At 45.5% G+C, this 26,780-nt stretch carries 26 protein-coding genes and 1 tRNA gene; 11 read left to right on the top strand and 16 right to left on the bottom strand.

All coding sequences use genetic code 11. The annotated features are described in order from the left end of the window. Window positions 1-3: 3 nt before the first annotated feature. From VM802_RS19270 to VM802_RS19255, 4 genes are read right to left on the bottom strand one after another with little or no spacing between them, the layout of a single operon-like run. A complete protein-coding gene (locus VM802_RS19270) occupies window positions 4-999 on the bottom strand; it encodes a PorP/SprF family type IX secretion system membrane protein (protein ID WP_325533543.1) in 996 nt (331 codons plus the stop codon). Between the two features lie 9 nt (window positions 1,000-1,008). Continuing rightward, on the bottom strand, window positions 1,009-1,932 hold the full coding sequence (locus VM802_RS19265; protein ID WP_325533541.1) for a T9SS type B sorting domain-containing protein: 924 nt from the start codon (window positions 1,930-1,932) through the stop codon (window positions 1,009-1,011). Between the two features lie 19 nt (window positions 1,933-1,951). Further along, window positions 1,952-2,872 carry a hypothetical protein gene (locus VM802_RS19260; RefSeq protein WP_325533539.1) on the bottom strand — a complete coding sequence of 307 codons (921 nt, stop codon included), beginning with the start codon at window positions 2,870-2,872 and terminating at the stop codon, window positions 1,952-1,954. A gap of 3 nt (window positions 2,873-2,875) precedes the next feature. Continuing rightward, entirely contained in the window at window positions 2,876-4,312 is a 1,437-nt protein-coding gene (locus tag VM802_RS19255) for an immunoglobulin domain-containing protein (RefSeq protein ID WP_325533537.1), read from the bottom strand. 793 nt (window positions 4,313-5,105) lie between these two features. On the opposite strand from VM802_RS19255, the gene VM802_RS19250 reads away from it, so the two are divergent. Together VM802_RS19250 and VM802_RS19245 are read left to right on the top strand one after the other, a co-directional pair. Beyond that, entirely contained in the window at window positions 5,106-5,294 is a 189-nt protein-coding gene (locus tag VM802_RS19250) for a hypothetical protein (protein ID WP_325533535.1), read from the top strand. Between the two features lie 329 nt (window positions 5,295-5,623). Continuing rightward, complete coding sequence (locus tag VM802_RS19245; protein ID WP_325533533.1) at window positions 5,624-5,878, top strand: DUF6691 family protein; 255 nt, start codon at window positions 5,624-5,626, stop codon at window positions 5,876-5,878. 79 nt (window positions 5,879-5,957) lie between these two features. Here the strand turns inward: VM802_RS19245 and VM802_RS19240 are convergent. Further along, a tRNA-Glu gene (locus VM802_RS19240) sits at window positions 5,958-6,029 on the bottom strand. A gap of 142 nt (window positions 6,030-6,171) precedes the next feature. Here VM802_RS19240 and gap point away from each other — a divergent pair. From gap to VM802_RS19225, 3 genes are all read left to right on the top strand, one after another. Then, the gene (gene gap / locus VM802_RS19235) at window positions 6,172-7,188 is read left to right on the top strand and encodes a type I glyceraldehyde-3-phosphate dehydrogenase (protein WP_325533531.1); all 1,017 of its coding nucleotides are present in this window, start codon (window positions 6,172-6,174) and stop codon (window positions 7,186-7,188) included. A 158-nt stretch (window positions 7,189-7,346) separates the two neighbouring features. Next, complete coding sequence (locus VM802_RS19230; protein WP_325533529.1) at window positions 7,347-8,543, top strand: phosphoglycerate kinase; 1,197 nt, start codon at window positions 7,347-7,349, stop codon at window positions 8,541-8,543. A 97-nt stretch (window positions 8,544-8,640) separates the two neighbouring features. Beyond that, window positions 8,641-10,059, top strand: a complete 1,419-nt coding sequence (locus tag VM802_RS19225) for a cation:proton antiporter domain-containing protein (protein ID WP_325533527.1) — start codon at window positions 8,641-8,643, stop codon at window positions 10,057-10,059. Window positions 10,060-10,136: 77 nt separating this feature from the next. Here VM802_RS19225 and VM802_RS19220 read toward each other — a convergent pair whose 3' ends face one another. The 9 genes from VM802_RS19220 to VM802_RS19180 form a co-directional block, all read right to left on the bottom strand. Then, entirely contained in the window at window positions 10,137-11,444 is a 1,308-nt protein-coding gene (locus VM802_RS19220) for a lytic transglycosylase domain-containing protein (RefSeq protein ID WP_325533525.1), read from the bottom strand. A 10-nt stretch (window positions 11,445-11,454) separates the two neighbouring features. After that, window positions 11,455-12,900, bottom strand: coding sequence for an Asp-tRNA(Asn)/Glu-tRNA(Gln) amidotransferase subunit GatA (gatA, locus tag VM802_RS19215; RefSeq protein ID WP_325533523.1), 1,446 nt, complete (start codon window positions 12,898-12,900; stop codon window positions 11,455-11,457). 67 nt (window positions 12,901-12,967) lie between these two features. Then, entirely contained in the window at window positions 12,968-13,189 is a 222-nt protein-coding gene (locus VM802_RS19210; RefSeq protein ID WP_325533521.1) for a Sec-independent protein translocase subunit TatA/TatB, read from the bottom strand. Window positions 13,190-13,411: 222 nt separating this feature from the next. Continuing rightward, window positions 13,412-13,759 carry a 50S ribosomal protein L19 gene (gene rplS / locus VM802_RS19205; RefSeq protein WP_325533519.1) on the bottom strand — a complete coding sequence of 116 codons (348 nt, stop codon included), beginning with the start codon at window positions 13,757-13,759 and terminating at the stop codon, window positions 13,412-13,414. A gap of 118 nt (window positions 13,760-13,877) precedes the next feature. Next, window positions 13,878-14,549, bottom strand: a complete 672-nt coding sequence (gene trmD / locus VM802_RS19200) for a tRNA (guanosine(37)-N1)-methyltransferase TrmD (RefSeq protein WP_325533517.1) — start codon at window positions 14,547-14,549, stop codon at window positions 13,878-13,880. Window positions 14,550-14,587: 38 nt separating this feature from the next. Beyond that, window positions 14,588-15,112, bottom strand: coding sequence for a ribosome maturation factor RimM (rimM, locus tag VM802_RS19195; RefSeq protein WP_325533515.1), 525 nt, complete (start codon window positions 15,110-15,112; stop codon window positions 14,588-14,590). A gap of 89 nt (window positions 15,113-15,201) precedes the next feature. Next, window positions 15,202-15,657 carry a 30S ribosomal protein S16 gene (gene rpsP, locus VM802_RS32510; protein ID WP_325533513.1) on the bottom strand — a complete coding sequence of 152 codons (456 nt, stop codon included), beginning with the start codon at window positions 15,655-15,657 and terminating at the stop codon, window positions 15,202-15,204. Between the two features lie 105 nt (window positions 15,658-15,762). After that, on the bottom strand, window positions 15,763-17,088 hold the full coding sequence (gene ffh, locus VM802_RS19185; RefSeq protein ID WP_325533511.1) for a signal recognition particle protein: 1,326 nt from the start codon (window positions 17,086-17,088) through the stop codon (window positions 15,763-15,765). Window positions 17,089-17,325: 237 nt separating this feature from the next. After that, window positions 17,326-18,192, bottom strand: a complete 867-nt coding sequence (locus VM802_RS19180; protein WP_078670220.1) for a sigma-70 family RNA polymerase sigma factor — start codon at window positions 18,190-18,192, stop codon at window positions 17,326-17,328. A gap of 363 nt (window positions 18,193-18,555) precedes the next feature. Between VM802_RS19180 and VM802_RS19175 the strand changes: the two genes are divergently transcribed. Further along, window positions 18,556-18,936 (top strand): START-like domain-containing protein, encoded by a 381-nt coding sequence (locus VM802_RS19175; protein ID WP_325533507.1) that lies wholly within the window; start codon window positions 18,556-18,558, stop codon window positions 18,934-18,936. Here VM802_RS19175 and VM802_RS19170 read toward each other — a convergent pair. Beyond that, complete coding sequence (locus VM802_RS19170; protein ID WP_325533505.1) at window positions 18,933-19,550, bottom strand: hypothetical protein; 618 nt, start codon at window positions 19,548-19,550, stop codon at window positions 18,933-18,935. The two genes, VM802_RS19175 and VM802_RS19170, sit on opposite strands and share 4 nt — an antisense overlap. A 138-nt stretch (window positions 19,551-19,688) precedes the next feature. On the opposite strand from VM802_RS19170, the gene VM802_RS19165 reads away from it, so the two are divergent. From VM802_RS19165 to VM802_RS19155, 3 genes are all read left to right on the top strand, one after another. Next, a complete protein-coding gene (locus VM802_RS19165; protein WP_325533503.1) occupies window positions 19,689-21,125 on the top strand; it encodes an LptF/LptG family permease in 1,437 nt (478 codons plus the stop codon). Between the two features lie 12 nt (window positions 21,126-21,137). Then, window positions 21,138-21,809, top strand: coding sequence for a phosphatase PAP2 family protein (locus VM802_RS19160; RefSeq protein WP_325533501.1), 672 nt, complete (start codon window positions 21,138-21,140; stop codon window positions 21,807-21,809). A gap of 99 nt (window positions 21,810-21,908) precedes the next feature. Further along, window positions 21,909-23,531 (top strand): ArnT family glycosyltransferase, encoded by a 1,623-nt coding sequence (locus VM802_RS19155; protein WP_325533499.1) that lies wholly within the window; start codon window positions 21,909-21,911, stop codon window positions 23,529-23,531. A 174-nt stretch (window positions 23,532-23,705) separates the two neighbouring features. Here the strand turns inward: VM802_RS19155 and VM802_RS19150 are convergent, their stop codons facing one another. After that, window positions 23,706-24,431 carry a superoxide dismutase gene (locus VM802_RS19150; protein ID WP_325533497.1) on the bottom strand — a complete coding sequence of 242 codons (726 nt, stop codon included), beginning with the start codon at window positions 24,429-24,431 and terminating at the stop codon, window positions 23,706-23,708. Window positions 24,432-24,920: 489 nt separating this feature from the next. On the opposite strand from VM802_RS19150, the gene VM802_RS19145 reads away from it, so the two are divergent. Together VM802_RS19145 and VM802_RS19140 are read left to right on the top strand one after the other, a co-directional pair. Next, window positions 24,921-25,649 carry a hypothetical protein gene (locus VM802_RS19145; protein ID WP_325533495.1) on the top strand — a complete coding sequence of 243 codons (729 nt, stop codon included), beginning with the start codon at window positions 24,921-24,923 and terminating at the stop codon, window positions 25,647-25,649. Window positions 25,650-25,660: 11 nt separating this feature from the next. Then, complete coding sequence (locus VM802_RS19140; RefSeq protein ID WP_325533493.1) at window positions 25,661-26,779, top strand: ThiF family adenylyltransferase; 1,119 nt, start codon at window positions 25,661-25,663, stop codon at window positions 26,777-26,779. Window position 26,780 lies beyond the last annotated feature (1 nt).

Here is a 26,780-nt window from a genome sequence, read left to right as displayed (position 1 = left end):
CAGTTAAAAATAAGCACACCGCACCTGCCTCAGGGATACCCGCTTCTTATCGTTCGGCCTCCCGAAGTAATAGCCCACAGAAATTTCATGCGTACCGTTGTTATAGGAACGGTAGCCATTGAGTGCATAATCATAGGCATACCCTACCCGCAGCTCAGGCAATACAAAAAACTCAGCCATACCAATCAAGGCACTGGATTTACGCAATCCCGGCTGAAGATCAGGTTTGTTATAAAGAGAAACGGCAGTACGGTAACCGGCTCCAATCCACAACAGCTCTTTCAACAGCACAAATGCATTCAGGTCAATATTGGTAGGCCCGCCCATATCATCCTTTAATAAAAAGGTGGGCTTGAGATATACATCTTCGCTCAAACGCAACATAGCGCCGCCGGTAAGATAATAATGTGGCCTCGGTACAGGTATAAAGTGGGTCAATGGCTTATTCTTCGCCTGGTACTGGGCCGTAATATTATCGACAGAAAAGCCTATAAAATAATTTTCTGTAGAATAATAAACGCCCGCCCGCATATCAAACAGTAGCGCGTGCTGCTGCGCCCCACTGAGATTAGGCTCATTGGGATTGGTGAAATCAAGACGATCGGTATTCAACCCCAGCTGTATAACGCCAACGCCTATCCCAAAAGCAAGCCGCCCCGTTTCTCCTCCCAGCGGAATCCGGTAAGCATAATTACCATATGCTGCAAACTGGCTCTGAGCACCTATTCTATCGTGGGAAACCTGCAGGGCAACCCCTACCCTGTCATCATTCAGGCTGCCATCCACGGCCAGCGACATCGTCTGGGGTGCGCCAGGCACACCTACCCATTGGTTCCTGTAAAAGGCATGCGCATTCCACTCCTGCCGGTAACCGGCATACGCGGGATTGATATAGATACCGTTGAAAATATACTGTGAAAACTGTGCATCCTGTTGCGCCTGTACATTCTGTAACAGACAAAACAGGCAACCCAGTAGTATAAAAATTTGCTTGTTCATGACACATCATTATGGACGCAGTAAAGTGATATATCCTTTAAATTCAAGCCACTGGCCATTTCTATCCATTACGCGCAGCAGGTAAAAGTAAGTGCCGTCATTAAGTCCTTTGCCGTCCCAGTTCTGCGAATAGCTCTTTTGCTCAAATACATGATTGCCCCAGCGGTTCAATATTGTCAGCTCATTCTGCCCGTAACGCTCAAGACCGGTAATCACAAATACATCATTCGTTCCATCGCCATTTGGTGTGAAGGCGTTGGGAATGTGCAGCGACAATACTTCCAGCCGGTGTGAGCGCTGGTTGTTCTGAAGATTATTATCTTTCTCATTGGCAGATACCTGCGCGGTATTTATCACCGGGCCTGTTTCAGATGCTTTCACGCTGATGGTGAGCGTCGCGGTCATACGCGCCTGCAACTCGTCAATCTTCCACAAAATCGTATGATCGTTAACGTTATAATAAGTATTGCCGGAAGAAGGGATGCCCAGCTGTTCCATCTTCATTTTAGACGGCAGCTTATCCGTAATGGTAACCCCGGTGGCGATAGAAGGACCATTGTTAGTAACGGTCAGGTAATAGTTCAGCGTATTGTTGACCAGCATTGGTTTATTGTCAGCCGTTTTGCGGATCTGCATATCCGCTTCCGCATCACCAGCTATTAAAGCCAGGGTCACAGGATCAGACAATTCAGATACACACCCTTCCTGGTTATATACCTCCACCTTGTATATTCCCGGCACACCGGTGAGATATTCATATACAGCAGCACCTGGCAATGGCTGTCCGTCGCGGTACCACTGATACCGCGGGGCATTGGCCGGGCTGGCAACAAGTTTCACCTGCTGCCCCTGCATGATATACCTGACCTGCGCAACGACAACCGCCTTCCGCAAGCACAGGCATATCATGAATATGAATATTCTCTTCAGCATATTACCTGATGCAACTGTTTTACTGAATGGTAATAGTTGGTTTTCCAGGTTTAGGTGTAACAGTGATAACAGCCGGGCTGCTGTTGTAAGTAACGCCGGCCTTCACAGCATCACAGGCGCCTTTCTTGGGCACTACGGAATACACTACTTCCAGTTCATATGAATATTTCTGTTCTGTAGTAGCACTGGTGTTCGCAGGATCAGTATCAGTATAATTCGCGGTGGTGCCAGTGTATACACTACTGCGGTTGTTGCTCTGATCTATTCTGTACCAGGTATATTTAAACTCAAAGTCCGATACAGCAAGTGTGGGCAGACCTGCTATGCTTCTCAGTGTCCCGTCAAATTCCACAGCGCCTTTCATAATGATGGCCTTCGCCGGATCTGTAGGCGCACCATTGGCAGCGCAATAGGTAAGACTTGGCACAGTAGCGTCAATGCTGGCCTTCGCCTTTAAGTCAGGCAATACAAATACAGTGAAGTATACAGGGTCAGCCGGACACGCCGCATCTCCTGCAGAAGCTGTCACCACGTAGGTGTGCCACCCGGGCACGGCATTGGTCACAGTCAGCTTTTCAGCGGCGGCGGCGGCTGTTGCATCAAGGGCCGCAGGACTACCACTCGGATCCACTTCCTTCCATTCCCATTTTTTATAGGCAATAGCAGCATTGGCGGGATCGGTTTTGCTGGCTGAAAGCGTGAAGCTGGCAGCTTTTGCACAGAACAGTGCAGAGCCATCATTGGTAGACGTTCCTTTCGTTGGGTCATTTGCATTGGAAAGATCTGCGGGTGTCTTCACCGGCGTGGTCTGGGCGTTTACATACATGGTGAAGCATATACATAGCAACGCCAGTATCCATTTAATAATAATAGGCAGGAGCACCTTTCTTTCAGGCGCATTTACAGCATTTTGGTACATAGCAGAAGTGGTTATTTTCATATATCAAGGGTTTAGTTGAATAGTGAGTAGGGGTATTCCGGGTTTGGGCAGCACAATAACGGTAACGGGCACACGATTCCTGACATCCCCGTTGCAGCTGTTGCGCACAGCTTCTACATACCAGGTATATGTCCCTTCTTTTGTGATCACAGGACTGAAAGAAGATCCGGTAGCCAGCAGTGTTGTCTTATCTGCATCGTACCACTTGTATACAGTACAAGGATCAGGTGTCAGCGAGAGTTTTAATTTCCCGGCGTCATTGATGCAGATGGGGCCGGTGCCGGTAAGCCCGTTGATCGTGAGTACCGGCTTGGGACGCGGGCCTTTCACACTTACATCATAAATGCGTAGTGATGAAAGGGCATCCACAAGTCCGCCCATCTGGAAATCAACGCGGTCAAATGAAGCAGGAATGCGTACAACCAACACGTATTTGTTACCAGGCCCGCTGAGTAAACGCAGGTTGAGCACTGACGACTGAGTGGTAATAGGAGGACCAGCCGCTACTGTCCCCAGATATGGCTGCACCTGGAATCCGGAGAGCAACCCGAGATTCAGCAATCCACCCACAGAGTTCTGCATCACGATGTACAGTGAATCGCCGGGCCGCGATGCTGTATTGAAAAGAATGGTCTCAAACACTTCACTCAATATCTGGGCACCTGTGTTAAGTTGTGCATAAGTACTGGTATCAGAGTCATTGTCTATAGCTTTCCACGGATCTGTTACCCAACCCAACGCGTTAGCCAGTGCCAAAGCGCCAGCCCTCACACCTGAAAATACATCAACGGGCACATTACATCCGGTGGGAGGAGTAGCGTCCTTTAAATAATAAGCGTCATAGACCTGCATTTTCAACGCAAGACCAAGCGTGCTGTTGAAATCTATCCATACGCCATCACAGGCTACCGGATTATTAGAAGCATCTCTGGCAACCACGCTGACTTCCAGATCTCCGGCCCCGTTCAGCAGCGATATCAGGTTACCCACTGTAATGGCAGGCCCTGTTGCGGTTTCCGTACCATTCTTACGCACAAAAGGCTGCACCTTCACCGTGTTGCCAACACCAAACAGGCTGGAAGGGTAAGTCAGCTTTACAAACATGGTGGTGCCGGCAGGCACTGGAGCACTGAAGCTGAGGTACTGCCTGACACTTCCCAGGCCAAGCAACCCCAGTAAATTAAACGTCGAAGCAGTTGCGGGGTTGGCGTCAGCAGCGTTCTTTTCATCTGCAACACTGCCCAGAAACCCATCCCACCGTTGTTGTGTAGCATACACACGGATTTGTGGCTGAGGGCATCCTGTCTGCGCCTGGATATAAAAAGGAAAAAACAATACAAAAAAGAAGAACAATATCTGTGTGCAACTCCCGTGAGGCCCGCTTGGTAAGCGGCGCTTTTTTATGAAGGGATATGTTGGGTTACACAGTAGGAATCGCATAAGGATATTTCGGTCGTTGCTTGGTCACATCAACTTAAATGTAGGATAATAACCGGCTGAACTGCTTTACCGGCTCACTAATGAATAAAATGAACAAGGGGGAGCTAATGAATAAAATGAACAGAATCGGATACTTGTAATAAGCAATTATTCTGAATAAGAATATAAATACTTATAAAAAATAATCTATTAATAGTTTCTATGTTTTAATAAAATGACTAATCTGCGTTTTCTCGAAAATCACTGAAAAAATCAATTACATGAAAATCATAGTACGCAACACCATTTATCACCATAATTCCGGCACCATGAAGGGTCTAATGATCGCCATATAGGGAATAGGTACTATGAAAAAAAATGTTTCTTATCTGTGAATAATGGTCGTTCCTAAGGAAGTCTATGATGTTGCAGTGACGCTCGCGGGGAAAAGTTCTTAAACTTGACATTCGAACTAAATCTGATGTATTTGAAGGGGAAGTCCATTGTTCACCCTCAATAGGGATGGGGTTACGGTGGTGATTGTTGTGTTATTCAGTGTCATTGCTTTCACCTTGGATATTTGGCAAACTTTTAGGGGATTAACTTCTTCATTAGCAAAAAAAGGAGTAGATAATTACTACTATCAAGCTATATACCTTGTCAAAAAAGGTAAAAATCACTCATCTACTCATTTATAAACATGAAATTAACTAAAATATATACCGGAGCTAATCGCAATTCATTATTTTAAGGACCTTAAATCTGTCAATCAGGCCTATTGTCAATTAACTAAAAATCGCCACCTTTAAAGGGTATGAAAAAGATTATAAATAAAAAAGTTTCAGTTGTTGATAAGTCCTTTAATACAAAGGTAAGAACAGCCTTTGATGATAGAGAAAGACGAATGAAAGACATTGAAGGTCGCATTATTCATTCTGGTGTCATTGACCAATTAAAAAAAGTTAGAGCCAATTCTACAAACTCTAACGCCCCTACCAAATAATTCTAATACACTCGAGTATATGCCTTATCCTTATGCTCCAGGGTTCAGGACTGAATATAGTGAAACGTATGTTTTCCCCACAGACAATGGTTCATTTTATATTATTGAGTTTTATAAGGCATTAAACCATTTCAAAGACGGTGATGAAATTTTACTAAACTCAAAACTAGTATTTGAAATTGGAATTAAACGTCAATACCTAGAAAGCCCGAAATATTAATTTTTTTCTTTTACTTCTCCAAGAAAAAGATAGCTAAATGCATATTTACATTCCAGTACTAGGTGATTTCTGCATCGTTTTTATACTTAAAAGTTTATATTAAGTTGATATGTTTAGGCTGATCAGGAAGTTTAACATAAAAACCATATATGGTGAACCAATTACTTTCAGACCCAAAAAATTCAACAAGGGGCAGATCTACGGCGGATTGATATTCGGCCTGGGCTGGGGCCTTACCGGAGCATGCCCGGGTCCGTTGTTCGCCCAGGTAGGGATGGGCGCTACGGTGGTGATGGTTGTGTTGCTCAGTGCTCTCGCAGGCACTTGGGTATATGGCAGGTTTAGGGATAAACTTCCACATTAGTGGAAAACGGAGCAAATAAGGGCCTCCAGCCGGGGTACCAAATAAAAAAGCCTGATAGTGATTATCAGGCTTTTCTTCGTACCACGTACGGGAATCGAACCCGTGATTCCTCCGTGAAAGGGAGGCGTCTTAACCCCTTGACCAACGCGGCATATATCGTTTTGGGATTGCAAAAGTATGTTCTTTTTCGATATTTCCAAAAAAAATTTCGATAACCTAAATTTATATTGACTTTACTAGGTATTGATTGTAAATTCGCCTTCGATTTTTTCATACTCAAATCACGATGTAAAATGGGAACTACTCTCAAAATTGGTATTAATGGTTTCGGTCGTATTGGCCGTTTGGTATACCGCCAGATTTACAAAATGCCCGGCATTGATGTGGTAGCTATCAATGACCTCACCAGTCCGAAAGTGCTGGCGCATTTGCTGAAATATGATTCAGCGCAGGGTAGGTTTGATGCAGATGTTAAACATTCTGAAAACGCAATCAACGTGAACGGTGAAGATGTGAAGATATATGCACAGAAAGATCCGTCTCAGATTCCCTGGAAAGAACACGGTATTGATGTGGTAATCGAGAGCACCGGCTTCTTTGCTGACAAAGATAAAGCTGAAGCTCACATTAAAGCAGGCGCCAAAAGAGTAGTAATCTCCGCTCCCGCTACAGGCGATCTCAAAACTATCGTTTTCAACGTTAACCATGAAATATTGGATGGCAGCGAAACGATCATCTCCTGCGCTTCCTGCACGACCAACTGCCTGGCTCCAATGGCTCAGGTGCTCAACGATAAATTCGGCATCGCTGCAGGTCTGATGACAACTGTACACGCTTACACTAACGACCAGAACACACTGGATGCACCTCATGCAAAAGGTGATCTGCGTCGCGCTCGTGCTGCTGCTGCCAACATCGTTCCTAACAGCACCGGCGCCGCTAAAGCAATCGGCCTGGTACTCCCTGAACTGAAAGGTAAACTGGACGGTGGCGCTCAGCGTGTACCAACCATCACTGGTTCACTGACTGAACTGAACACCGTACTCAATAAAAAAGTAACCGTTGAGGAAATCAATGCAGCAATGAAAGCCGCTTCCAACGAGTCTTTCGGCTACACTGAAGATGAAATTGTAAGCTCCGATGTTATCGGTATGCACTTCGGCTCACTGTTCGACGCTACACAGACAAAAGTAGTTTCTGCCGGTGATCTGCAAATGGTGAAAACCGTTTCCTGGTACGATAACGAAATGAGCTACGTATCTCAGCTGGTTCGTACAGTTAAGTACTTCGCAGAACTGATCAGCAAATAATTATACTAAACTCCCGGCTCCGTCCGGGAGTTTATACTCTCCGCGGAACTACACCATAGCAGCAATATGCCAGACGAACTTTGGTTAAGATTTTGCTTTGTGCTGTTGCTCCGCGGTTTTTTTATTGTTAAAACCTTTCCTCTTCTAAATTTCCCGACATGAGTAAATTTTCTGACTATAACTTCAACGGCCGCAAAGTATTGATCCGCGTGGATTTCAACGTTCCCCTGAACGATAAGTTCGAAATCACAGACGATACACGCATGCGCGCTGCCGTGCCCACCATTAAAAAAATTCTGAAAGATGGTGGCGCAGTAATCCTGATGTCGCACCTTGGCCGCCCGAAAGACGGACCTACCGATAAATACTCTTTAAAGCACCTCGTGTATCACCTGATCTCCCTGCTGGATGGTACCACCGTTAAGTTTGCAACAGACTGCATTGGCCCCGTTGCTGAAAAAGCCGCCGCAGATCTGCAGATGGGTGAAGTACTGCTCCTCGAGAACCTCCGCTTCCACAAACAGGAAGAAAAAGGCGATGCCGCATTTGCAGAACAACTCGCCAAACTGGGTAACGTATACGTGAACGATGCATTTGGTACCGCTCACCGCGCGCATGCTTCTACTGCTGTAATCGCACAGTTCTTCGCTCTGGAGAACCGTATGTTTGGCCTCCTGATGGAAGCGGAAGTAAACAATGCCGGGAAAGTACTGAACAACGCAGAAGCGCCCTTCACCGCTATCCTTGGTGGCGCCAAAGTGAGCGACAAGATCCTCATCATTGAAACACTGATGGACCGCGCCAACAACATCATCATTGGTGGTGGTATGGCCTACACTTTCCTGAAAGCGCAGGGCAAAGAAATCGGTAACTCTCTCTGCGAAAATGATAAGCTGGATCTGGCTAACGAGCTGCTCATAAAAGCTAAAGACAAAGGCGTGCAGCTGATACTGCCGGTTGATTCCAATGCCGCCGATAAATTCGCTGAAGATGCTGCTACACAGATCGTTTCAAACGATAACATCCCTGCCGGCTGGATGGGCCTCGATATAGGACCTGAATCCGTAAAACTTTTCAGCCAGACAATCCTCAATTCCAGAACTATCCTCTGGAACGGACCAATGGGCGTGTTTGAAATGAAACCATTCCAGACAGGCACCAAAGGCGTAGCTGATGCGATCGTTATTGCAACCGAAAAAGGCGCTTTCTCCCTCGTTGGCGGCGGTGACTCCGTTGCGGCTGTTAACCAGTTCGGACTGGCCGGCAAAGTTAGCTACGTTTCCACCGGTGGCGGAGCTATGCTGGAATTCTTTGAAGGAAAAGAACTGCCAGGTATCGCAGCAATAAACCAGTAATTCCATGAGAACATTGTGATGATGATGGTAAAGGATAGAATCAATCATTCCGATCTCCTTCGCCACCATCATCACAATCACTATAAAACCCACTATCATGGCCAAACGCTTTCTGTGGTATCCCGCTATCATCGGTGTATTTGCAGCGCTGATATGGTTGATCCTCCACAAAGGACAATCCTTACCCCTCAACACGGGAGTAATTCCCTCCTCTCCCCAAAAACACTCTATCTCCCAGCTTTCCGCAGAATCATGGTGGCAATACCTTGAGAACCTGCGGCATCCGCTGAGCCTTTTGTTGCTGCAGATTGTTGTAATCACGCTTGCTGCCAGAGGAGCAGGAATACTGGCCAATAAAGTAAGGCAGCCAGCTGTTGTGGGAGAGATCATTGCCGGCGTATTGCTGGGGCCTTCCCTGTTAGGATGGGTAGCGCCCTCATTCTCCGCCTTTCTCTTTCCCGCAGACTCACTGAAGAACCTGCAATTCCTCAGCCAGATAGGTCTTGCCTTCTTTATGTTCATTGTGGGTATGGAACTGGATCTTAGCAAAATCCGGAACAAAGCGCACGATGCGGTAATGATCAGTCATGCCAGTATCATTATTCCTTTCTTCCTGGGCGTATGGCTGGCTTACTTTCTCTTCACCAGCTTCGCCCCCGCTGGTATCAGCTTCTTGTCTTTCGCCCTCTTTATGGGCATCGCAATGAGTGTTACCGCCTTTCCGGTATTGGCGCGCATTGTACAGGAAAGAAAACTGACAGGAACGCCACTGGGTACAATGGCCATTACCTGCGCAGCTGCAGATGATATTACAGCCTGGTGCATACTCGCCGTTGTAGTGGCCATTGTAAATGCAGGCGGTGTACTAAGTGCACTGATCACCATTATCCTTGCTATTGTTTTCGTAGCGATAATGCTGCTGGCTGTACGTCCCTGGCTGAACAGAATGATCAATCGCTATCTCGCCAGAAACAAACAGAAAGCAGCCATTTCATTGGTGTTCCTCCTCTTACTCATGGCTGCATGGGTAGCCGAAGTAATAGGAATCCACGCCTTATTCGGGGCCTTCCTCGTTGGTGTGATAATGCCTGCCAAAGCAGATATTAAACAACTGCTCACTGACAAACTCGAAGATGTAAGCGTGCTGTTATTATTGCCGATCTTCTTTGCCTTTACCGGTCTGAGAACACATATCGGCCTCCTGAACCAGGGCCATTTATGGATTGTATTCGGTATGATCATGTTGGTAGCTGTGTCCGGGAAATTTGGTGGCAGTGCAGTTACTGCCCGCTTAATGGGACAAACATGGCGACAATCATTATCTATCGGTGCACTGATGAATACCCGCGGATTAATGGAGCTGGTAGTATTGAATATCGGTTATGACCTGGGTGTATTGTCTCCCGAAATATTCGCGATGCTGGTGCTCATGGCACTTACCACCACCTTTATGACAGGACCGTTGCTCGATATACTTGCCTGGAGCGAACATAAAAAAGGTATGCTGACAGCATAAATGAATTACAATCAGTATAAAATAAAAAACCGGATCTGTATAATGCAGATCCGGTTTTTTACTTTATATCGAAGAAGTTATTTTCTTTTTGATGATTTCTTCTTGGTCTTAGCAGCAGTATGTTTCTTTCCTGTGCTGTGCTTTCTTGAAGCATGATGTTTTTTTGCAGAACTGTGAGCTTTTTTTGCGGTAGTAGCTTTCTCAGCAGGTACTTTCGCCGGAGGTGGGAATTTGGATTTATCCACACCGGTTACTTTATCATCCAGGGTCATTTGCACAGACTCTTTCAGAATTTCATCCTTCTGCGCCAGGAACTGCTTCATCTTATCCTTGGGAACACGCAGATCATAATTATTCTCAGGACTGCTCATTGCCTTCGCAAAACCAGGATTATAGCGGTCCAGCTGCATTACTTGCATATCCAGCACTTTCGCAATAGCTTCCAGTCTGTATTTGCCGGTAACGTTGATCTCCACAGAATTGTAGATCTCATCTTCTGTGAGCGGGCCTCTCGCAACAGGTGCAGCGCTGAAAGTGGCGTTGGTACTGAAGTTGCCCGCGCCGGTGTTTTCATTGCCGGAAGTAGCCACTACCTCGTCGTTGCTTACACCGAAGAAGTTATTGAACCTGTCGAGGATATAACCAGTAGCGATGAATTTATATACATGGTTCCTGGATTCAGCAGGCAGGAAATACTGCATGCCCCAGAAATCTTCGCGGCCACTGGCTTTCATAGCGCGTTGCACGCCGCCCGGACCACAGTTGTATGCAGCTACCACCAGAAGCCAGTCACCGAACTGATCGTAGAGCTGATTCAGGTATTGTGCTGCTGCAAGTGTAGATTTATAGAAGTCTTTCCTTTCGTCCACTTTGCGGCCAACGCTGAGACCGAAAATACGTGCGGTACCGGCCATAAACTGCCACGCACCTACAGCGCCCACTCTCGAGCGGGCATTGGTATTAAAGCTGGATTCGATCACGGCCAGGTATTTCATTTCCTCAGGGATACCGTGCTCACGGAATACCTTTTCTACCATGGCGAAATAAGGCTGACCTCTTTCGATCATGATCTGGAGATGCTGACTGTAACGGGTCGCATAATTGCTTACATAACCTGCAACGAGGTTATTGTTAATCTGCTCGTACACTTTGGCGTTGCGGATAGTGTTAGGCAGGCTTTGCGCTGCTTTCTTCACGGCTACAGTCGTAGGTGTAGGCTGTACAGAATCTTTAGGCAGGCGCACCTTATGATTCAGCTTTAGTACAGTTGTGTCAGGCGCTCCTGCGGGAAACACCATCTCTTTAGGTACGCCGTTGCTACCCATCACATTCACACTCCCTAAACTTAATGCCGGCAACAGCAATAGTAAAAAGACTTTTCTCATACAATTTATTTTAAACAATCGTGGCCCGTTCCATTGCCATCACCTGATGGGCAATATTCAACAAGGCCGCTTCGTCAAACTTCTTTGCTATGATCTGTATTCCATAAGGCATCCCATTCGAATGCTTATTCAAGGGCACGGAAATAGCCGGAACCCCTGCCAGATTCGCCAGTACCGTATAAATATCAGCCAGGTACATGGCTATGGGGTCATCTGTTTTCTCCCCGATTTTAAATGCTGTAGACGGCACCGTTGGCATAAGGATGGCGTCGTATTCGTCTAGTATCTCGTTAAGTTTGTCTGTGACTAGTCTTCTAACCTGTTGTGCCTTAGTATAATATGCGTCATAGTACCCGGAACTGAGCACAAATGTCCCCAGTAAGATACGACGTTTTACTTCTTTACCAAATCCTTCTGACCTGCTTTTTTTGTAAAAATCTGTCAGATCAAGGTCTTTCGCCCCCGTTCTGTGACCAAATTTTACCCCATCATAGCGGGAAAGATTGGAAGATGCTTCAGCCGTTGTCAGCACATAATAAGCCGGTACAATGTAATCCAGATACTCAAAACTACGGCCTGTAACCGAATGGCCGGCTGACAACAAATTTTCAAAGAAATCAATGTACCCCTCCTTCATCTCAGTATCCAGCCCGTCATGGTACAAAGCATCCCTTAAATACGCAAATTTAAAGGATTTATTGTGCTTAAGATCACTTTGATAGTCTGCTACCTCCTTTTGGGAAGCAGTGCTATCAAATTCATCTGGCCCTGCAATCACCTGCAAAACAGCAGCCACATCCGCAATATCCCTGCCAAAAATACCTATCTGATCGAATGAAGAAGCATAGGCAATAAGCCCATACCGCGAAATACGACCATAAGTAGGTTTAAGGCCTATAATACCACAGAAATCCGCCGGCTGACGCACAGAACCTCCCGTATCACTACCCAGGCTGACCTGGCATAAATCCGCCTGTACAGCTACAGCCGACCCACCTGATGAACCGCCGGGAACACGGGTAGTATCCAGGGCATTCAGGGTAGGCCCAAATGCAGAATTCTCATTGGTTGACCCCATCGCAAATTCATCACAATTGAGATTACCAATGATAATAGCATCCTCCGCCAGCAGTCTTTCAACTGCAGTGGCAGAAAACAAAGATGTGAACCCTTCCAGCATACGGGAAGCGGCATTCACTTTATGTCCCTTATAGCAGATTACATCTTTAATACCTACTACCACACCGGCGAGAGCACCTACATGCTGTCCGCTCCTGATACGCTCATCAAGCTCCCGCGCCTTTTCCAGCGCTTCTTCTTCAAATACTTCCAGGTAGGCATTCAAATGTTTCAGCTCAGCTATACGGTTCAGGTAATAACTTACTCGCTCCGTACAGCTTGTACTGCCCGCGTATAATGCTTTTTGAAAAGTAATTATACTGCTGAATTCAGTCAAAGCCAAACCAGTTAAAAATTTATCAGACAAAAATAGGTAATGCTTCCATCACAGAAGCTTCACCAGGTTATGCGTTATGGTGTGCATCGGTAGTACCAGATGCCTGCGTGTCTGTTGTAGATGGCTGTACAGGTTTGTCGCGAAGTCCTTCTTCAATCTCCTGACGCACGTTATTCTTTGCGTCATTGAACTCACGAATACCTTTACCCAGTCCACGCATCAACTCAGGGATCTTCTTACCTCCAAACAGCAATAATACCACTACGGCAATTAACAGTAATTCAGACATGCCAATATCCTGGAGAATTAATAATGATGATTTTGCAAAAAAAGCGGTCATCTTCACAATATTTGTTAAACGTTATCAACAATAAGTGGACAAAGATAACTTATAAAATCCGCTTTTTCACCGCATCCTCCCTCCCAGGTTGTAGTTTTAATGCCATTTTAACGACACGAAAAAAGCGGAACCGGTAAGGCCCCGCTTATTACTAATTTCCCTGTATTTATACTAAACCCTTTTTTCCTTAATACGGGCTGCTTTACCAGCACGCTCACGCAGGTAGTACAGTCTTGCTCTTCTCACTTTACCTACCTTGTTCAACACGATACCATCGATGTTAGGAGAATAAAGTGGGAATAACCTTTCCACACCAATACCGTCAGAAATTTTTCTAACTGTGAAAGATGCAGTAAACCCTGTACCCTGGATTTTCACCACATCACCTTTAAAGGACTGAATCCTTTCTTTATTACCTTCCACGATTTTATAGTTGACAGTGACGTTGTCGCCTGCTTTAAACTTCGGGTACTGTTTTTTAGCTGTCAGTTGTTCGTGAACAAACGAAATTGCGTTCATCTTTCAAATATTTATGGGAGTGCAAAAGTAAAACAAGAAACGGCATTTACCAAATTAAATAGCATTAAATCTCGAAAATATCTGGTATTGCCATTTCTTTAATTTCTAAATAACTAATTTACAATAAGTCAGGCCTTCTCTCTTTAGTCCTGTCCAAAGCCTGCTGATGACGCCAGTCCTCGATCTTTTTGTGATCACCGCTAAGCAGCACATCTGGCACCTTCCAGCCCCTGAATTCAACCGGCCGGGTATATACCGGCGGCGCCAGCAAATTGTCCTGGAAAGAATCAAATAATGCGCTGGTCTCGTCATTCAGCACCCCAGGCAACAACCGCCCGATCGCATCCACGAGCACAGCCGCTCCCAGTTCCCCGCCAGACAGTACATAATCACCAATAGAGATCTCCTTCGTAATGAAATGATCCCTGATCCGCTGGTCAATTCCCTTGTAATGACCACAAAGCATCAGCAGGTTGCCCTTCATTGACAATTGATTGGCCATCCGCTGGTTCAGCGTTTCACCATCAGGCGTCAGGTATATGATCTCATCATACTTCACCTGGGCCTGCAACGATTCAATAGCATTCACAACAGGCTCCAGCATCATCACCATACCTGCTCCACCGCCAAACTGGTAATCGTCTACCTGGCTATGCTTCAGGTTAGAGTATTGCCGCAAAGGATGCACATGCACCTCCAACAAGCCTTTAGCCTGCGCCCGCTTCATAATGGAATGTGAAAGCGGACTTTCCAGCAATTCCGGCAATACGGTAATGATATCTATACGCATGATCAAAAAAGTATTTAGTAGTTCAGGAGCAGCCTCTGCTACCCTTCTGTGTACAACTCTACCAGTCCTTCCGGCAGATTCAGGTGTACCACCTGTTTTTTCTTGTCCATCTTCACGAGCGATTGCTCATTAATCGGTAACAACGCCTCTTTTCCCTTGATCTGCACCTTCACCAACACCTGCATTGGCATCTCAATCACCTCCTCCACAACACCCAGTACACCATGATGCTCATCTTCCACGGTATAACCCAGTAGCGCCAGCGGAGCCGATGATGCCGTCTGCTCCTTGAAATCTTCTTCTGTCAGGTATACCTGCGCAGGAAGTAAACGCTGAGCAGCTTCCTTCGACTCAATGCCCTCCAGGCGGATATACACATGTTCCGCATCTTTAACGGTCACCTGCTGCAGGAAATAGGGAATAAAACTGTTTTTCCGCTCCTCCAGGAAGATGGCAGTAACGCCCTTCAGCGCCGACCGCTTTCCCAAACTGTGCTTCACCAGCAGCTCTCCCTGCAAACCATGCGAGGAGGCTAGCTTTCCTATACTGAAATAATTGGCCATTTTTGAATGTGAATAGCTGATAATTAAAAAAGGAAATATTCGCAACCGCAAATATTTCCTTTTTCAGGTATTGTTAAAACGTTGCCGTTTTATGCTTCTGTACCTTCTCCGGCTTCGTTAGCAGGAGCAGCAGGAGTATCTTCTACCTTTCTAACGATAGGAGCAGCTATTTTAGCTTTCCTGTGACCGTCACGGCGAGCAGATACCTTTTGCTCATGTTCAGCCTGCCATTGTGCAAACTTCTGATAAGCTGTAGGCTCGTCGAACAGATTCAATGTAACACCTCTTAACAGGTGTTTCAGATACAATACACCTTTGAAAGACAAGATCCTTCTAACAGTATCGGTAGGCTGTGCACCTTTCTGCAACCAACGCAATGCTTTTTCAGTATCGATGTTGATGGAAGCCGGAACTGTTAATGGATTGTAAGTACCGATTTTCTGGATGAATTTACCATCCCTTGGAGCGCGAGCGTCGGCTACTACGATAAAATAGAAAGGCCTCTTCTTTGCGCCATGTCTCTGCAGTCTGATTTTTACTGGCATAAATAAGTCGAGTTATTTTTTGCGAGTTAGGAAATATTGTTTAGTTAATTAGGGATGCAAATGTAATCCCTAAATTGATATTTGCAAAATAAATTTATCGGATATTTATCGTACTAATCCTTTCAACCCCTTACCGCCACCACCAAACTTATTCATCATTTTCATCATCTGTCTCATCTGCTCAAACTGCTTCATGAACTGATTCACATCCTGGATCTCCTTTCCACAACCCTTCGCAATGCGTTTACGGCGGCTGCCATCAATCAGATCAGGGTTACCCCGCTCTTCAGGTGTCATGGAATTAATCATAGCTTCAATGCCCTTGAAAGCATCGTCGCTGATATCCAGATCCTTCACCGCCTTACCCACTCCAGGAATCATACCCATCAGATCTTTCAGGTTACCCATTTTCTTGATCTGCTGCAGCTGCTCCTTGAAGTCATCAAAATCAAACTGGTTCTGACGGATCTTCTTTTCCAGCTTTTTCGCCTGCTCCTCATTGAACTGCGCCTGCGCACGCTCTACCAGGGTAGTGATATCACCCATACCCAGAATACGCTGTGCCATACGCTCAGGATAGAATACATCAAGTGTATCCATCTTCTCGCCCATACTCACAAACTTGATGGGCTTTTCCACCGTGTACCTGATAGTCAGAGCAGCACCACCACGGGTATCACCATCCAGCTTGGTTAACACCACACCACTGAAATCGAGACGCTCGTTAAAGGCCTTGGCAGTGTTCACCGCATCCTGACCTGTCATGGAATCCACCACAAACAAAATCTCCTGTGGCTTTACAGCCGCTTTCACATTGGCCACCTCAGTCATCATCACCTCATCCACAGCCAGACGGCCCGCAGTATCTATGATGATAACGTTGTTGCCGTTTGATTTAGCATGTTTGATCGCATTTTCTGCGATTTGCACGGCATTTTTATTTTCAGGCTCGCTGTACACCTCCACGCCTATCTGCTCACCCAACACCTTCAGCTGATCAATAGCCGCAGGACGGTAAATATCAGCCGCTACCAGCAAGGGCTTCTTACTTCTCTTAGACTTGAGGAAATTAGCCAGCTTACCGGAAAACGTCGTTTTACCAGAACCCTGTAACCCCGCAATCAGGATTACAGATGGATTGGTTTTAATATCGATCTCTGATTCAGTACCTCCCATCAGCTCAGCCAGCTCGTCTTTCACGATCTTCACCATCAACTGACCAGGAGAAATGGAAGTTAATACCTTTTCTCCCAGAGCTTTGTCCTTTACCTTATCAGTAAATTCCTTTGCTATTTTATAGTTCACATCGGCATCCACCAGCGCCCGGCGGATCTCCTTTACTGTGGTCGCAATATTTATTTCGGAGATACGGCCTTCACCTTTAAGCTGCTTAAACGCGGAATCAAGCCTCTCTGATAATGATTCAAACATTGTCGGTAATTTAAAACGGACTGCAAAAGTACTATGATTTATTTGATTTTTGCGATTTATGTGATCGGGATCTTGCAGGAGAATACCGGCTAGGTAACCAGGAAGGAAATAAAAATTAAAGACCCACCCAGTAATGCAACCGGGTGGGTCTTTCGACTTTATTACAACTAAGTTTAATCAATACAATCTTTTATTCTCCCCATCAGGACAATCACACAAATCAATCCCATCAACAGCCTAACCGAGGTAGTTTCTCAGCAGCTTGCTGCGGGAAGTAGTTCTCAGCTTGGTGATCGCCTTATCTTTGATCTGGCGCACACGTTCACGGGTGAGACCAAATTTCTCCCCGATATCCTCCAGCGACATAGGATGTTCCACGGCAATACCGAAATACAGCATGATCACATCTTTCTGGCGGTCTGTCAGCGTAGAGAGGGAGCGCTCAATTTCGCGGCGGAGAGAATCATGATGATCCAACTCCTCATCAGCACTGACTGCGTTCGGATTCTCAAGCACATCCAGCAGAGAGTTATCTTCTCCATCGATAAAAGGCGCATCCATCGAAACGTGACGGGCCGCAACACCCAGTGTAGCCTCCACCTCATCTGTATTGATTTCCAGAATAGTGGCCAGTTCATCGGGAGATGGCTCTCTTTCAAACTCCTGTTCCAGCTGTGAATACGCCTTGCTGATCTTATTGCTCAACCCCACTTTGTTAAGAGGAAGGCGAACAATCCTGGACTGTTCAGCCAAAGCCTGCAAAATAGACTGGCGGATCCACCACACCGCGTAGGAGATAAATTTAAAACCGCGCGTTTCATCAAAACGTTGAGCAGCTTTAATTAACCCCAGGTTGCCCTCGTTGATCAGGTCACTGAGCGACAGACCCTGGTTCTGATACTGTTTGGCAACGGATACCACAAAGCGAAGGTTAGCCTTAGTGAGCTTTTCCAATGCTCTCTGATCGCCCTGCTTAATCCGGATGGCGAGGTTTACTTCCTCTTCCGGCGTAATTAAATCCACTTTCCCAATCTCCTGCAAATACTTTTCGAGGGACTGAGATTCCCTGTTGGTAATGGATTTAGTGATTTTGAGTTGGCGCATTGACATAAGAGTCGGAACAGTTACAGGTTAAGAAAAAGTTAAGATTTGATGAATGCCTGACAAAAATAACTTTTTTTAGACGCTAACCAAAAAAAATCTGTCGTTTTTAAATCATTTCCAAACAAAATCGATTGAGAGTTACGAGCTTGTAATTTTTTTAGGAAAATGGCCACTGTCACCGTTAAATGGGTAGTTTACCATATGTATTTTTTTAACATTATTTATATTGATAATATATACTTATAAAATAATCTGTTGGTCATTTGTAAGATTAATTAAAAAAAAACCGTAAATTATTTTGATAGAATAAAATATTTTCTATAATTGCAACTGGATGATATTGATTTACTAATTATTTGAGAGATGTCTAAGAAAGTGCTTTATGAGCTGGAGTTTCCGGTTAGATGCTCGCCCGGTATCCTGTATGAGTTCTTATCTACACCGGCCGGGCTGCAGGAATGGTTTGCCGACAAAGTAGATTTCAGGGATAATGTTTTTTCTTTCTCATGGAACGGCACTTCTGAAGAAGCAGAGATCCTGGAACAGGAAGAGGATGAATTTATCAGGTTACACTGGGTAAACTCTCCAAAAGAAGAATACTTCGAGTTCCGTATACAGATCTCCGAAGTAACAAACATGACCATTCTGGTAGTTAAAGATTTTGCTGAAAAGAAAGAAATCACTGATCAGAGCCAATTATGGGACTCACAGGTGAAAGATCTCTTCCATCGCATCGGTAACTAAAACCGGCCTTCATTGTTCAACAGGTTAAGCAAGGCAGCATAAGCCGTCACTATTTCATTGATCACTTCTCCCCAATGCTCCAGTGTAAAAGGTTTTGCCAGCTTTACAAAGCTATGCCGTCCTACTTGTAACTTCCAGTCTTCGTCACTCATACTGGCTATGGGCTGGTAATTTCCCTCTTCAAAGTCGTGCTCCCACGGGTCTTCAGGCAAATACACCTGGAAGCCGGCATCGGCAAGTTTCGTATAGCCATTTGCGAGAATGGCGCCGAAACGCTCCTTTATACTTCCCGCCAGGTGCAGGGTACAGCTAAAGTAATGCCCCCACCAGAACATACTCCTGAACGCAAACACAGCATCTTTGCTGAAATACCGGGGATAATCCAGCATTACCCAGGGTAGCTGTTTATACTGCTCTCCCTTCGAAATCTTAGGCCCCTGCTGCAACCACTCCGGTTCAAACGGGAAATCCAAACTGCGGTCATATGCAGCAAGCGCTTCCTGTAACCGCCCCATCAACACCATCACTTTCTCAATAGCACTGTTCTTCAATCTTATAAATTCCGGGCTGTACACAATAGCCGCTTCTTCCTCCGTCAGATAAAAATTTTCCATATAATTTAACGGTATTTTCAGGCGCTGCTGACCGCTCCTTTGTGAAATCATACTAACTTTACAAATATTTGGAAATTTCAGCACATCCGGAATACCGGACATCCATGACCGAAAAATATTCATAATCAGGCATTATCAGTGAAAAAACTCGACAAACTCATTATAAAAACGTTCCTGGGTCCGTTTGTGGCCACCTTCTTTGTAACCCTGTTCGTACTGGTGATGCAGTTCCTCTGGAAGTACGTCGACGATCTGGTGGGAAAGGGCCTGGACACAGGCGTAATTATTCAGCTGATCGCCTATACCAGTGCCACTCTGGTAACCCTCGCGCTGCCCCTCGCAGTACTCCTTTCCTCCATCATGACCTTCGGCAACCTGGGCGAGAGCTTTGAGCTGGTAGCCCTGAAATCATCCGGCATATCCCTGCTGCGCTTCATCCGTCCACTACTGTTCGTATGTTCCATTATCGGGGTACTGGCCTTCCTGTTTGCCAACTACGTGATTCCTGTAGCCAACCTGCAGGCCAAGTCCCTCCTCTACGATATTACCAATTCCAAACCAGCGTTCAATATCAAGGCAGGCGTATTCTACCGCGATATCCCCGGCTATACGATTAAGGTAGCACAGAAAGATAAAGACAACCAGACCATCCACCAGGTAATGATCTTCGACTACCAGTCAGGTGGCGGAGAAAAAATCATCCTCGCTGAAAAAGGACAAATGGTACTCACCGCCAATAAGCGTTTCCTGTACTTTATCCTGGACAACGGATGGCGCTATGAAGAAAGAGGTAACCGCGGCTACACCGTGCCCGGTGACATGATACGGCTGGGTTTCAAAAAATACAGCAAAGCATTTGATCTCAGCTCCTTTGCCTTCAACAGGCTGAACATGGACCTCTTTGCGTCCAATCAGCAGATGCTGAACATCCGTCAGCTGGATGTTGCGATCGACTCACTAAAGAAAGTGGAAAAACAGTTCAGCAAAACAATTAATGCCTATGTAAGCGTTCGCTTTCCCTTTACACGCTGGAAAGATACCGGCTGGGTAACAAGCGCACCACCACTGAAAGAAAAGAACTTTGCCGCCATCATCCCGGATAAGAGCCGTCGTAGCGTGTTGGAGCGGGCTGAACAAAACGTGCGCGAAACACAAAGCGCATTGGAAACCCCTACCAAAGAGTTTGAAGACAAACACGCCGTTATGCTGCTGCACAAAGTAGAATGGCAGCGTAAATTCACCCTGGCTGCAGCCTGCGTAGTAATGTTCCTGATAGGCGCGCCACTTGGATCCATCATCCGCAAGGGCGGACTCGGTACACCCCTCGTATTTGCAGTGATCTTCTTTGTGATCTTTAATATATTTTTCATGATAGGTGAAAAAATGGCAAGAAGCGGCGTTATGTACACCTGGTCGGGCATGTGGCTCTCCAATATTGTCTTGCTGCCGATTGCTGCATTTTTAATCTACAAAGCGATGAATGATTCTCAGTTATTCAACAAAGAATTTTATTTTCGCATTATTCAGAACGTTAGAAAGTTCTTAAGAAGATTTAAAAAACAACCTACAATTTAAAACGTACAGACTTTGAAAACGCTGTTTACACTGTTCAGAAAGAACTCATTATTCTTTCTGCCCTTTCTGCTATGGATCATAGTAGGAGGAGTATTATTGGCAACGTACAGTCAAAGAGAACTGTTTTTAGGCATCAACGGAGAACACTCCGCAATCGGAGATGTGCTGATCACTGGGATTACTTATCTCGGAGATGGCATCATGTTCGGGATCATCCTGATATTGATGCTGATTATGCAGAAGTTCAGGCTTTTCTTTATCGGACTGGCAACATTTTTATTGGCTGCTATTATAGTACAGATAGCAAAACATTATTTCAATGCACCCAGGCCCATCGCCTATTTTGGCGATGAAACCGCATTGGTGCATACCGTGAAATGGGTAACCGTGCACAGCAGCTGCAGTTTCCCGTCCGGTCACTCTACCGTAGCATTCGGCATGTTCAGCTTCCTGGCAATTATCATACGCAATAAAAAGCTTGGTTTATTGTTTATAGGATTAGCACTGCTGGCAGCATATTCCCGCATCTACCTGGCACAGCACTTTTTTGCTGATGTATACGTAGGTAGTATCTTAGGTACCTTGTGTACTGTTATCGTTTGTGGTTTTTTCAAATTCCGTGACTCCACAGAATCACCGGAATTATGCACAGAAGCTATCCTGAAGGCCAACGCGAGCCTTTAGTAAAATAAATTTAAATTGGATCACGGACTATGGTCTGTGGGGTTCTCATAAAAGACACCGCACAGATCATAGTCTTTTCTTTTTTAAACGGACCAAGGCATGAAATACCTGTTGATAGCCATAGCAGCTGCATTGTTGTTCATCCCTTTTCTGGGCAGCGTGCACCTGTTTGAATGGGATGAAATAAACTTTGCGGAAGCGGCCCGCGAGATGATCGTCAGCCATAACTACAGCCAGGTTCAGATTGGTTTCCAGCCCTTCTGGGAAAAGCCCCCGTTATTTATCTGGATGCAGGCAGGCAGTATGCTGTTGTTTGGTGTGAGTGATTTTGCAGCCCGCTTTCCCAATGCTCTCATAGGCATCGCCACATTAGTAAGCCTGTTTGCCATAGGTAAAAAACTGGCAGACGACCGCCTCGGACTCTGGTGGGTGCTGATATATGCCGGCTCCTGGCTACCCCACTTCTACTTCAAATCAGGTATTATTGACCCGGCTTTCAATTACTTTATTTTCCTCTCTGTCTATTTTGCCTATCGTATTGCCTGGCACAGGAAGCCATCCCGTATGGCCGTTTTCAGTGGCATCTTCCTTGGCCTTGCTGTGCTCACCAAAGGACCTGTAGCTATACTGGTAGCATTGCTTACATTACTGGTATACTGGCTGTGGAATAAAGGCAGGATCACTATCCGTTTTCTTCATATCGGTCTTATTGCACTATGTGCTATTATTACCACCTCTCTTTGGTTTGGTTATGAAATAACCGCGCATGGCTGGCGGTTCGTGAACGAATTTGTAGTTTACCAGGTAAGACTGCTTACTACGGCTGATGCTGGACATGACGGACCTTTTTACTATCACTGGGTAGTGTTGCTACTGGGCTGCTTCCCTGCCAGCATCTTCCTGTTTACTTATTTCCAGGGAAAAAGAAAATCCATCTATCATAGACACCAGGCAGCAGAAGTAAGAGATTTCAGGGTATGGATGTGGATGTTATGCTGGGTAATACTGATTCTTTTCTCCATCGTAAAAACCAAAATTGTTCATTACTCTTCAGGCTGTTACCTCCCGTTATCGTTCCTTGCAGCCTACCAGGTATACCGCATCTCAGAAGGAAGGCTGCGCCTGCAAGGCTGGACCATTACACTGTTGCTGATCACAGGACTCCTACTGGGAACTGCCATCACACTACTGCCGGTTGCGGGTATTTATGTCCATAAGCTGATCCCCCTTATTGGTGATAAATTTGCCGCCGCCAACCTGCAGGCACAGGTGAGCTGGTCGGCAACGGAAATATGCTACGGTATTGGTTATACGCTATTGATCATCATCTGCACCGTGATGCTATACAGGCAAAAGATCACCAATGGCCTCATTGGCCTGTTCACAGGTACCATCATCACCATACAGCTCACCATTGTACACTTCACTCCCAAGATAGAACGCTATTCCCAGGGCGCAGTCATAGACTTTTTTATTTCTCTGCAAGGCAGGGATGTATATGTGAAAACGTTGGGGTATCACAGTTACGGCCAGTATTATTATTCGAGGATGCAGCCGCCGGGAAATAAGCATTACTACAATACCGGCTGGCTCCTGAAGGGGGCTGTGGACAAACCTGTCTATTTCGTCAGCCGTAATACCGATAGCGGGATATACCGGCAGAATCCGGACCTGGAAGTGATCGGAGAAAAAAATGGATATGTATTTTTTAAACGGAAATAACCGGGGCTGACCCAAAGGTTTCTCGCCAAGGAGCATAAGGAGCAAAGAGCGCAAAAATTTTTTTAAGCTTAATAAGACTTTTTAGCAGTCCCCAACAATATTTACAAGCTGTCAAACAGCTCTTGGCTAACTTAAAAAATTCTTTGCGCTCTTTGCTCCTTGGCGAGAAACCAATTATGCATTATTAAAACGCTTCTCCACTTCAGCCCAGTTAACAACATTCCAGAAAGCATTGATATAATCCGGACGTTTATTCTGGTACTTCAGGTAGTAGGCATGTTCCCACACATCTATACCCAGAATAGGCGAGCCCTTTTCCTTTACAATATTATGCATCAGGGGATTGTCCTGGTTAGGGGTATTGATAACGCTCAGTTTCTTGTCGGGAGTAACGATGAGCCAGGCCCAACCAGAGCCGAACTGGGTCTTGGCAGCATCGTTGAATTTCTGCTGAAATTGTTCCCAGGTACCGAAATTATTACTTATTGCTGCTTTTATTTTCTCAGATGGCGTAGTTTTGTTGGGAGTCATTAAAGTCCAGAAAAGGGAGTGGTTATAATGTCCGCCACCATTATTTCGTATAGCCTTGTCTTTTTCTGTTACTTTGTGTAAAATTTCTTCCAGTGAAAGAGTGGCGAACGGCGTTCCGTTTACCGCTTCATTCAGGTTCTTTACATATGCACCATGATGTTTGTCATGATGGATTTCCATTGTCAGCTTATCAATATGAGGCTCGAGGGCTTCATATGCATATGCAAGGGCTGGTACTACGAATGGTGCTTTAGGATCTCCCAGGCTGGTTTTCACGGGCGAAGCGGCTGCGGCCAGGTTTCCGATCGGGCCGCTTAACGCAGCTACTCCGGCAAGGCCGGTAAGCTTAATAAATTCTCTCTTGTTCATATTGCAAGGATTGAAATGGTTTAAATCGAGACGGATACAAATCTAAATGTAAACGGATAAAAAAGTAGCAAATTTTACACCAGTACTAAACGGATATTACATCCGTATGTTATTTGCAGATGTCTATTTTATTGACAACCAATAAGACAGAAGGATCACTGCATACAATTATTCAAAAAAGGGAGCCGGGTTTATGGATAATTATAGAAATAATACTATTTTACCATTACCTTCATGTGAAGATGTTTAGCTTTAATTTTTGTCAACAATGGAATTATCCCTGGAGATGCAAACTGCGGAGATATAGCTGTGATCCCTGTAACTTTTGCCAACACTTTAACTATGCAGAGTTTGATGATTATGTTATGATTATGGGGTTAAATTATTTCTCTTTTAAACATTGTTAACATAATCAGTGCTATATAAACAGGAAGGGATAATTCTCTACCCTGTTGTGATTCAAAGTTTATTTTTAAAGCATCCCCATACATGCTTAAGGTAAGAGTATTTAAGGCGATAGAGTATCCAGAGGAGTGTTTGCAATACATTGCAGGTCACCGTAAAGTGCTGGAGGCTTATGGCGTAACCAAAGTTACGTCCGCTAATGTGGATTGGATGTATGAGCCTTATACGTATATTATTACCGTTAGCAATGATGATTATACTAAAATGTACGGAGGCTGCAGGATTCAATTGGCAGGGGGTAGTGTGCCTTTGCCGATCGAGTCAGCCATTAATACAATGGACCCGCGGATCTTTGATATTGTGAAAGACCTCGCAGCAGCGGGAGGTACCGGCGAATTCTGCGGATTGTGGAATTCCCGCGAAGTAGCAGGCTGGGGCATCGGAAGCATTGTGCTCTTCAGAGTGGTAAATGCAGTATTAAACCAGCTTCCCATTACCACATTCCTGGGCTTTTGCGCCCAGACCACATTCAGAAACAGTATCAGAACCGGATACCAGATCATGACCAATATAGGCAACCAGGGCACCTTTTATTACCCAAAGGAAGACCTGATTGCCACCGCTCTTGTGTTGAAAGATCCACATGAGCTCAAAAGTGCCCATCCCGAAGACAGGGAAAGGATGATGAGCCTCCGACATAACCCTGTACAGACGATGATAGAAAAAGGTCCTAAAGGCGAAATGCAGGTCGACTACGACCTGCGGATCATGTCAGCAGCCACCAGCGATCTGCCGCTTTTACGAAAGCTTTAAACAGAAGAAAGATGAATCAAACGATTACAAATGCGCTAAAGAACAGCAACCAATCTAAAGACGAACGTACAGTAAGCTTCTACAGATTACAGGACCCTGAACAATTATCCGCCTTCACTTTGTTGTTACAGCAACATCCCGGGATAAAAATATCCGATGAATTAACATGCCAGCTGTTAGAACTCATTAAATCAAGACATCCCACTGAAAGACTGACCGATGACGCCCTGGAACAAATGGTGGCCGCCCATCTTGGCGATACGCCGGCCGAAGCCTACGGCGTCTGGGTATACTACCCCTGGTCTTCCCGTATGGTACACCTCCTCGATGAAACCGAATTCATTGAATTACGCACCAGCCGGAATAAACAAAAAATAACCACTGCGGAGAGAGAACAACTCCAAACCCGTAAAATAGGCGTTATTGGCCTGTCCGTAGGACAGTCAGTAGCCATCGCCCTGGCTATAGAACGGCTTTGCGGCGAACTTCGTATAGCCGACTTCGATAGGCTGGAACTCAGCAACATGAACCGCGTCCGGACCAGCGTACATACAATCGGTATACTAAAAACAGTGATGGTGGCCAGGGAAATCGCCGAAATTGATCCTTTTCTCCCCGTCATCTGTTATGATAGTGGTATCACGGAAAATAATATAAATGATTTTCTTATAAACGGCGGAAAACTGGATATATTAGTAGAAGAATGCGACAGCCTCGACATCAAAATACTGAGCAGGCTCAAAGCCCGGGAGCTACGCATTCCTGTAGTAATGGACACCAGCGACCGCGGCATGATAGATGTAGAACGATTTGACCTGAACCCGGACAGACCTATCCTGCACGGCCGCATTCCTGATGAAGTTACGCCCGAAGTGATACGGAACATGCAGGGCCCTGAAAGAATGCAGATGGTAGACCGGATTGTGGATATTAAGTCACTGTCCTCCAAAATGCAGGCATCACTCCAGGAAATTGGTAAAACCATCAGCACCTGGCCACAGCTCTCCTCCGCTGTAATGCTCGGAGGCGCCGCTATAGCCCATGTGTGCCGGGAAATAGGACTTGACCACCCTATGGACTCCGGAAGATATTATGTAGATATCGAACAGATTTTTAACTATCATCAATGAC

The sequence above is a fragment of the Chitinophaga sp. genome, assembly GCF_035538455.1.
Lineage (GTDB): Bacteria > Bacteroidota > Bacteroidia > Chitinophagales > Chitinophagaceae > Chitinophaga.
Note: the sequence above shows the minus strand (reverse complement) of the source record. Positions and strands in the feature narration are given on the sequence as shown.